Source organism: Xanthomonas bonasiae, from assembly GCF_014836395.1.
Classification (GTDB): Bacteria; Pseudomonadota; Gammaproteobacteria; order Xanthomonadales; family Xanthomonadaceae; genus Xanthomonas_A; species Xanthomonas_A bonasiae.
Genome location: NZ_JACSQX010000010.1, coordinates 57,362 through 64,914, shown reverse-complemented (window position 1 = coordinate 64,914; position 7,553 = coordinate 57,362). Strand labels below are relative to the sequence as shown.

Below are 7,553 nucleotides of genomic sequence, written 5' to 3'. Positions count from 1 at the left end.
CCCCCCCCGGCCGCTAGAATGGTTGCATCGCCGTTACAGGCTCCAGAGCGTTCCGATCCGCCGATGACTCTCGCGCCCGACACCCGCGCACCGCGCAAGCGCGTGGCGCTGTACGAAGACGTGGCCGAACGGCTGCGGCAGAAGATCTACGACTACGTGCTGCCGCCGGGCGAGTGGATCGACGAGCCGGCACTGGTCGCCGAACTGGGCATCAGCCGCACCCCGCTGCGCGAGAGCCTGAAGCTGCTCGCCGCCGAAGGCCTGGTGCAGATCGAACCGGGCCGCGGCGCGCGCGTGACCCGGCTGAACCTGGAAGACCTCAACGAGCTGTTCCCGGTGATGGCGCTGCTGGAAGGCCGCTGCGCCTACGAGGCGGTGCGCAAGGTCGACGCCGCCGGCCTGGCGCGGCTGGAAACGCTGCACGCGCGCATGGAGCAGGCCGCCGACGAAGGCGACCTGGCCGAGTACTACCGGCAGAACTACCTGATCCACGAATCGGTGCAGGAATTCGCCGGCAACCCGTGGCTGATCCGCGTCACCCACGACCTGCACCGCATCCTCAAGATGCACCGCGGCCGCCAGCTGCTGGCGCCCGGACGCATGCAGCAATCGCTGTCCGAACACCGCGAACTGATGGACTGCTTCCGCCGCGGCGACGCCGAAGGCGCCGAGCGCACCATGAACCGCCACCTGCAAAGCCAGGGCAACGCCCTGGCGATGTACGTGGCCGCCGGCGGCAAGTTGAATGTGCCGGCGCCATTGCCTAGGGGCCGGGATTCGGGATTGGAGATTGGGGATTCGTAACAGCAGCATCTGCTGCGCGATGAGCAGATGCGCTGATTGAAACCCCACACAAAAAAGCGCCGACCAAGGGCCTGCGCTTTTCTGTGCAACTCACGTTGGATCAGCAACCGCGACCCGCTTTAACGAATCCCGAATGCCGAATCCCCAATCCCGGCCTCAAAGCCACCCCGGCACCACCAGCAGCAACCACGCCAGCAGCGGGCCGAACAGCACCACCAGGCCGCTGTAGATCAGGAAGCGCTTGTACAGCGACTCGCGTTCGTCCGGGGCGGCCGAGGCAACCACCAGCGCGCCGTTGGTCGAGAACGGGCTCACGTCCACCACCGTGGAGGAGATCGCCAGCGCGCAGATCACCCCGGCCGCGCCGAGGTGGCCCTGCAGCAGGAACGGCACCGCCAGCGGGATGGTCGCGCCCAGCACCGCCGCCGAGGAGGCGAACGCGGAGACGATGCCGCCGACGTAGCACACCAGCAGCGCGCCGAGCAGCGGGATGCCGATGTCGGACACGCCGTTGCCGATGTAGTCCACCGCGCCGCTCTCCTGCAGCACCGCCACGTAGGTGACCACGCCGCTGATCAGCAGCACCGTGGACCAGCTGATGCCGTCCACCGCACCCTTCTGCGCCTTCGGCGACAGCAGCGCCAGCGCCACCGCCACGGTCATCGAGACCAGGCCGACGTTGAGGTTGTAGATCAGCGAGGCGATGCCCAGGCCGAGCAGGCCGAACAGGGTCAGCACACGATCGCGGTTCAGGCTCACCGCGTCCAGCGCCACCGGATCGGTGGACAAGGTGCCGCCGCCGGCCGACAGCAATGCGCCATGGCCTTCGATCGCGAACTGGCGGTGCGAGGACTGATCGCCCACCGGCACGTAGTCGGCCGTGGCCAGCGACGGCGTCTGTTCGCGCCGCAGCAGCGCCAGGCCGCCGAAGGCGAAGAAGCAGATCAGCGCCATCAGCAGGTTGAAACCGAGGCTGGTCAGGAACACCGCCATCTCGGTCACGTCCAGCCCGGCCTTCTCCACCACCTTGTTGGTGATGCCGCCGTACACGCTGATCGGCGAGAACCCGCCGGCCTGCGCGCCGTGGATCACCAGCAGGCCCATCAGCAGCGGATTGATCCTGTACTGCTTGGCGAAGCGCAGCGCGACCGGGCCGATGATCGCCACCGCCGCAGGACCGAGCGCGCCGAAGGCGGTCAGCACCGCGGTGACCACGAACATCACCCACGGGATCGCCACGATCTTGCCGCGGACCGCGCGCACCGCCCAATGCACCAACAGATCGATGGTGCCGTTGTTGCGCGCGATCGCGAACAGATAGGTGATGCCGACCAGGGTCAGGAACAGGTCGCCGGGGAATCCGGCCAAGACCTCCTTCCCGTCCATGCCGACCCAGACGCCACCGATGATGAAGGCCAACGCGAACGCGACCGCGCCCATGTTGACCGGCAACGCCGTGGCCACGATGAACATGACGATCAAGCCGATGATCGTCGCGATTTGTGGACTCATGCGCCCTCCCGAGCTTGCTGGATCCGTACCACTGCCGCGAATGGCCACCCGCCATCCTGGGTCGTTCGCCAACTGCCTACCGCCGTTGCGGCGCGACGGCTCCCATCGCCGCCCCCTCCCGCCGCCACGGCTGCATCACTGCATGCGTTGCTCCGCCTGCCGCACCCAGGCCGCCGCCGCGGCCAGGCTGCCGAACTCTTCCACCGAGCGCGCCTGGCACTCCGGCAGCAACTCGCGTGCGATGCGCGCCAGCGCACCGCCCGGCCCCAGTTCCAGGAACACGCGCGCGCCGCGTTCGGCGGCCTGGCGCAGCGTTCCCGCCCAATCCAGCGTCGTCGCCAGCTGCGCCGACAAGGCGCCGATGGCGTCGTCGCGGTCGCCGATGCGGTGTCCGTCGATGCCGGCCAGCACCGCGGCGCGCGGCGCCGCCAGCGGCGCGGCGCGCAGATCGGCGGCGAAGGCCTGCGCCGCGCTCGCCAGCAACGGCGTGTGCGCAGCCACCGCCACCGGCAGGCGGGTGACCCGTGCGCGCTGCGCACGCGCCTGCCGCTCGCCGTGCGCCAGCGCATCGGCATGGCCGCCGAGAATCAGGTGATCGTCGCCGTTGACGATGGCGATATGCAGCCCGGTCTGCGCGCACAGCGTCTCGGCCGCGTCGCGCAGCAGACCCTGCACCGCGATCAGGCCGTCGCCATTGCGGCTGGCCGCATCCATGCGCTGCGCGCGCCGCACCGCCAGCGCCAGGCAGGCGGACGCGTCCATGCCGCCGACCAAGGCATGCGCGGCCAGCTCGCCGATGCTGTAGCCGAGCAGCAACGCCGGCGTCGACAGTTGCGGCAGCAGCGCCGCGGCATTGGCCAGCACCGCAGCGCACACCAGCGGCTGCGCGATCGCATTGTCGTAGCGCGCGTCGTCGCCGGCCAGCGCGCGCGGATCGGCGCCGAGCACCTGCGCCGCCGCGGCCAGCACCGCCTCGGCTGCAGGTTCGCCGACGACGTAGTCGAACATCGCCGGATGTTGCGCGCCCTGTCCCGGGCATAGCAGCGCCAGGCTCATACGCCCTCCTGGCGCTGCAGGAAGCAGGCGCAGGCGAGCAGGTCGGCGCTGCCGCCCGGGCTGAGCCGGCGCGCGACGAAGGCCTCGCCGATGCGCGACAGCTGCTGCCGCCAATCCGGCTGCGCCGCGCCGCCAGCCTCGAGGAACGCACGCGCGCGGCGTTGCGCGAAGCGCAGCCCGTCGCGGCCGCCGCGATGCAGCAGATTCAGATCGTCGGTCTGCGCGATCAGCTGCAGCAGGGTCTGCGCCAGCGCTGCATCCTGCGCCAGGCCTGCGCGCAACGCCGCGCGCAGGCTCGGCAGCGCCACCTGGCGCAGCAGCGGGAACCCGGCCGCCGCCTGTTCGCGCACGCCGGCCACGCCATGCAGGCGGCGCATGCGCTGGCCGTGGCTGTGCGGGTCCAGCGGCGCGTCCAACAGCGCATCGCGCCAGACGCCGACTGCGTTGCAGACCGCCACGCCATCCGGCATCGCCTGATTCGGGCTGCGCAGCCGCGCCGCCGCCGCGACCAGCAGGCCCAGGCTGAAAATCGCGCCGCGATGGGTGTTGACCCCGCCGGTGGCGCGCAGCATGGCGCGCTCGGCACCGATGCCGAGTTCGCGCAGCGCGGGGAACGCCGCACCGGCCGCGGCGGCGGCGGCGATCGCGACGAAGTAGCCGCGCAGCGCGAACAGGCTGCGCAGGAACGTGGACGCGTCCATGTCGTCGTGGCTGCCGCGATCGAATGGCGTGACCAGGCCCGGCTTCGGCGCGCAGGCCAGCTCGGCATGCAGGCTGGCGACGGCGAGACGGCCGAGGCGGTGCGGCGTGCTTGCGGCATCGTGCGCGTTCGCCGTTGCGTTCGTGGGTACTGAAGCGGCTCGCGGACAGCTAACGAATTGCACTGGGACTTCGGCCCCAACCGCTTCCGGCATCGGAAAGACAGCGGCTTCGCTCGTCGCGGCTGAAGCCGCTCCTACAGGAACTTGCGAGCTGTTCGCCGGGCGCACTGTGGGAGGGACTGCAGTCCCGACAAGGTCAGGTCGCAGCACCTCCATTGCTTCACTCGTCGCGACTGAAGTCGCTCCCACAAGGGACTTGCGTCCTGCTCGCAGGCTGCACTGTAGGAGCGGCTTCAGCCGCGACAGACAAGCAAAGCCACCAAGGTTTCTCACTTCGTTCGTCGCGGCTGAAGCCGCTCCTACAGAGGCTTGCGGATGGTCGACCACCTGCACTGTGGGAGGGACTTCAGTCCCGACGGCTTCCGAAGCCGGAAGCTCCGAGGCTGCGTTTGTCGCGGCTGAAGCCGCTCCTACAGGAGTCAGCGAGTGATCCGCCGGGTCCACTGTAGGAGGGGCTTCAGCCCCGACCGCTTCTGGCGCCGACACGTCCGCGCTTGCGGGCGCCGACGACGCCGGGAAGCAATCGTATTCCACGCCGCGCCCAGCCTGCAGATCCATCACGCCCCCCATGCCTGCAGCAGCTCGGCGCGCGGCTGCAGCCGGCAGTCGCGCAGCGCCTTGACCAGCAGTTGCGCGCTGTCGCCGGCCAGCTCGCGCCAGCTCACCGCGTTGCCGTCGGGCAGCAGCACTTCGCCATCCACGCGATGCCCGTGGTGCTGTTCCCAGCGCGCCAGGTCGGCGAGCAGCGCGGAGGCCTGCGCCGGCGATGGCACCGGCCACAGCAGATCGATGTCCGAACCGGCCTGCACGTAGGGCAAGCCGGTCAGCGCCTGCCAGGCGAAGGCGCCGAATACGCGCGGGATCAGGCCATGCGTGGCGGCCAGCGCCTGCAACTCGCGCAGCGGCACCTGCCACGCCGGCACTGCCGGCCGCTGCGCGCAGACTTCGTCCAGCGTCAGCGGCGCGCGCTGCCGCACCACCGCATCGCGCTCGGCCGACAGCGACAGCCGCTGTTTGCCTTCGGCCGGCGGCAACGGCACGCCCAGGCGCAGCAGCTGCGCGTCGTCGCTGCGATCGCCGCGCGCGACGATCGCCGGATGGCCGGCCGCGAACCAGTCGCGCCGGCGCGCCTGCGCGCCCGGCGTGCGTGCCTGCCATGGCGCATCGGCCGCCAGCCAGACCAGGTCGTGCCGGGCGAGCGGCTCATACATGGCCGGCGGCGACCTCCGCGGCGATCGGCGCAGCGAGCAGGCGGCCATTGCGCTCGGCGCCGCGCTGCGCGCGGACATCGCCGTGCAGCGGCGCCTGCAGCGCGGCGACCAGCGCCTGCGCCAGATCGCCCTGCCACAGCGCTTCCACCGCCCCCATCGCCACATAGTTCTCCACGCCCGGCGCGAACACCGGCGAGCTCTTGCTCAAGGCTTGCAGCTTCTCCAACGGCTGCTTGGTGACCCGCGCCATCGCGCGCAGGTCCATCACCCGCACCTGCGCCTCGGGCAGCGCGTAGATCGCGTCGGCCATCAGCCCGAAGGCAAGGAAGCCGCCGCTCACCGATTCGCCGTAGACCAGCGTCAGCAACCGCGCGCCGCGCCGCCGCGCCAGGTCCAGACATTGCGCCAGATGGCCGAAATAGCCGTTGATGCCGAGCAGTTCGTCCTTGCGCGAAGGCCGCTGGCCGGCGGTATCGACCAGCATCACGATCGGCCGCTGCGGGTGCGTGCGGGTGCTGTCCAGCACCGCGGCGGCCAGCGCCAGCGCGTGCTCCACGCCCACTTCCAGCTTGTCGGCGCTGCCGATCACGGTGACCTCGCCGAGCGCGGTGCTGGCGCTGCCGCCGATCACGCCATCGCGCACCTCGACCCGGTGGCCGAGCGGGAACAACGCTTCCAGCAAAGGCATCAGTTCCATCACGGGCTCCGGTCGGCGACGGCGGCAAGGAAGGCGGCGGTGTCCAGCAGCGGCAGCGCTTCGGGATCGGCGATGCCCTGGCGGCGCCAGATGTCGATGCCGTCGCGGCAGTCGCCATAGGCGTCCAGGCGCTGGCGCAGCGCGGCGTGTTCTGCGGCGATGCGCGACAGGCCGTCGTCGTCTTCGGCCGGCGGCGCCGCCGCCAGCGCGGCGATCGCCGCGGCGCGGAAATCCTCGATGGCATCGGCGACCAAGGCCTGCGCTTCGCCGAGCAGATAGCGGTGCTTGCCGCCGGTCACCCGCCACACCAGGGCGCGATCGCGCGAATCGAATTCCTCCACGCCGCGCACGGTCTCGATCACTTCCGGACCGGAAAGGCCCAACCGCCCCTCCTCGGACATGACGATGCGCGAGCAGCAGCGGCTGACGATGCCCATGCCGCCGAAGCAGCCGTTGCCGCTGCCGATCAGCGCCAGCACCGGCACGCCGGCGGCGCGCGCGTCCAGGGTGGCGCGCATGATTTCGGAGATCGCGATCAGTCCGGCGTTGGCTTCGTGCAGGCGCACGCCGCCGGTGTCGGGCAGCAGCAGCACCGCCGACGGCTTGGTCGCCGCGGCGCGCTGCAGCAGCCCGGTGAGTTTGGCGCCGTGCACCTCGCCGACCGCGCCGCCCATGAACTGGCCTTGCTGCGCGGCGATCAGCACCGTGCGCCCGTCGAGCCGGCCCTCGCCGACGACGATGCCGTCGTCGAACGCACCGGGCTGGTCCAGCTGCGCCAGGTGCGGACTCATCGCGCGCTGGCGCGGGCCGACGAACTCGCGGAACGAGCCAGGATCGAGCAGGCCGGCGATGCGCTCGCGCGCGTCGGCTTCGTAGAAACTGCGCGGGCGGCGGTTGTTCGGGATCGCGCTCATGCGCAGCTCCGGTGTGGGTGGCTTACTCGCCGGATGGACAATGCGGGACGCTCGTTCGTTGCAGCAGGCGCCTGGATCGCGGCCGGCGGCATCCAGGCGCTGCCGGCGGATCGCGTCGGGGCTGAAGCCCCTCCCACAACAGGGTTCCCCGCAGGCACGGCATCCCTTGTAGGAGCGGCTTCAGCCGCGACGAGCGGAGCCGAAATGTCCCAGGCTCCGGACACAGTCGGCACTGAAGCCCCTCCTACAGGAAGAAACCGAGCGACATCACCTGTGGGAGCGACTTCAGTCGCGACGAACGGAGCCCGAACCGCGACTGTCGCGGATGCCTTCGACACCGAAGCTCCCCATGCAAGCACAGCGCTCCCTGTAGGAGCGGCTTCAGCCGCGACGAACGGAGTCGAAATGTCCCAGGCTCCGGACACAGTCGGCACTGAAGCCCCTCCTACAGGAAGAAACCGAGCGACATCACCTGTGG

The 7,553-nt window shown here is 70.6% G+C and carries 7 protein-coding genes; 1 reads left to right on the top strand and 6 read right to left on the bottom strand.

The features are described 5' to 3' along the window. Positions 1–63: 63 nt before the first annotated feature. A complete protein-coding gene (locus H9658_RS16600; RefSeq protein WP_179569293.1) occupies positions 64–804 on the top strand; it encodes a GntR family transcriptional regulator in 741 nt (246 codons plus the stop codon). A 156-nt stretch (positions 805–960) separates the two neighbouring features. Here H9658_RS16600 and H9658_RS16595 read toward each other — a convergent pair whose 3' ends face one another. The 6 genes from H9658_RS16595 to H9658_RS16570 all read right to left on the bottom strand — a co-directional run bounded on the left by H9658_RS16595 (position 961) and on the right by H9658_RS16570 (position 7,075). After that, complete coding sequence (locus H9658_RS16595) at positions 961–2,316, bottom strand: SLC13 family permease (protein WP_191826199.1); 1,356 nt, start codon at positions 2,314–2,316, stop codon at positions 961–963. 135 nt (positions 2,317–2,451) lie between these two features. Next, positions 2,452–3,372, bottom strand: a complete 921-nt coding sequence (locus H9658_RS16590) for an acyltransferase domain-containing protein (protein ID WP_191826198.1) — start codon at positions 3,370–3,372, stop codon at positions 2,452–2,454. Then, complete coding sequence (gene mdcB / locus H9658_RS16585) at positions 3,369–4,256, bottom strand: triphosphoribosyl-dephospho-CoA synthase MdcB (protein WP_318241401.1); 888 nt, start codon at positions 4,254–4,256, stop codon at positions 3,369–3,371. Before mdcB ends, H9658_RS16590 begins: the two co-directional genes overlap by 4 nt. Positions 4,257–4,810: 554 nt before the next feature. Further along, positions 4,811–5,464 (bottom strand): malonate decarboxylase holo-[acyl-carrier-protein] synthase, encoded by a 654-nt coding sequence (gene mdcG, locus H9658_RS16580; protein ID WP_191826197.1) that lies wholly within the window; start codon positions 5,462–5,464, stop codon positions 4,811–4,813. Further along, the gene (mdcE, locus tag H9658_RS16575; protein ID WP_191826196.1) at positions 5,457–6,161 is read right to left on the bottom strand and encodes a biotin-independent malonate decarboxylase subunit gamma; all 705 of its coding nucleotides are present in this window, start codon (positions 6,159–6,161) and stop codon (positions 5,457–5,459) included. Before mdcE ends, mdcG begins: the two co-directional genes overlap by 8 nt. Beyond that, positions 6,161–7,075, bottom strand: coding sequence for a biotin-independent malonate decarboxylase subunit beta (locus H9658_RS16570; protein WP_191826195.1), 915 nt, complete (start codon positions 7,073–7,075; stop codon positions 6,161–6,163). The genes mdcE and H9658_RS16570 overlap by 1 nt, the downstream gene beginning before the upstream one ends. Positions 7,076–7,553: the final 478 nt, after the last annotated feature.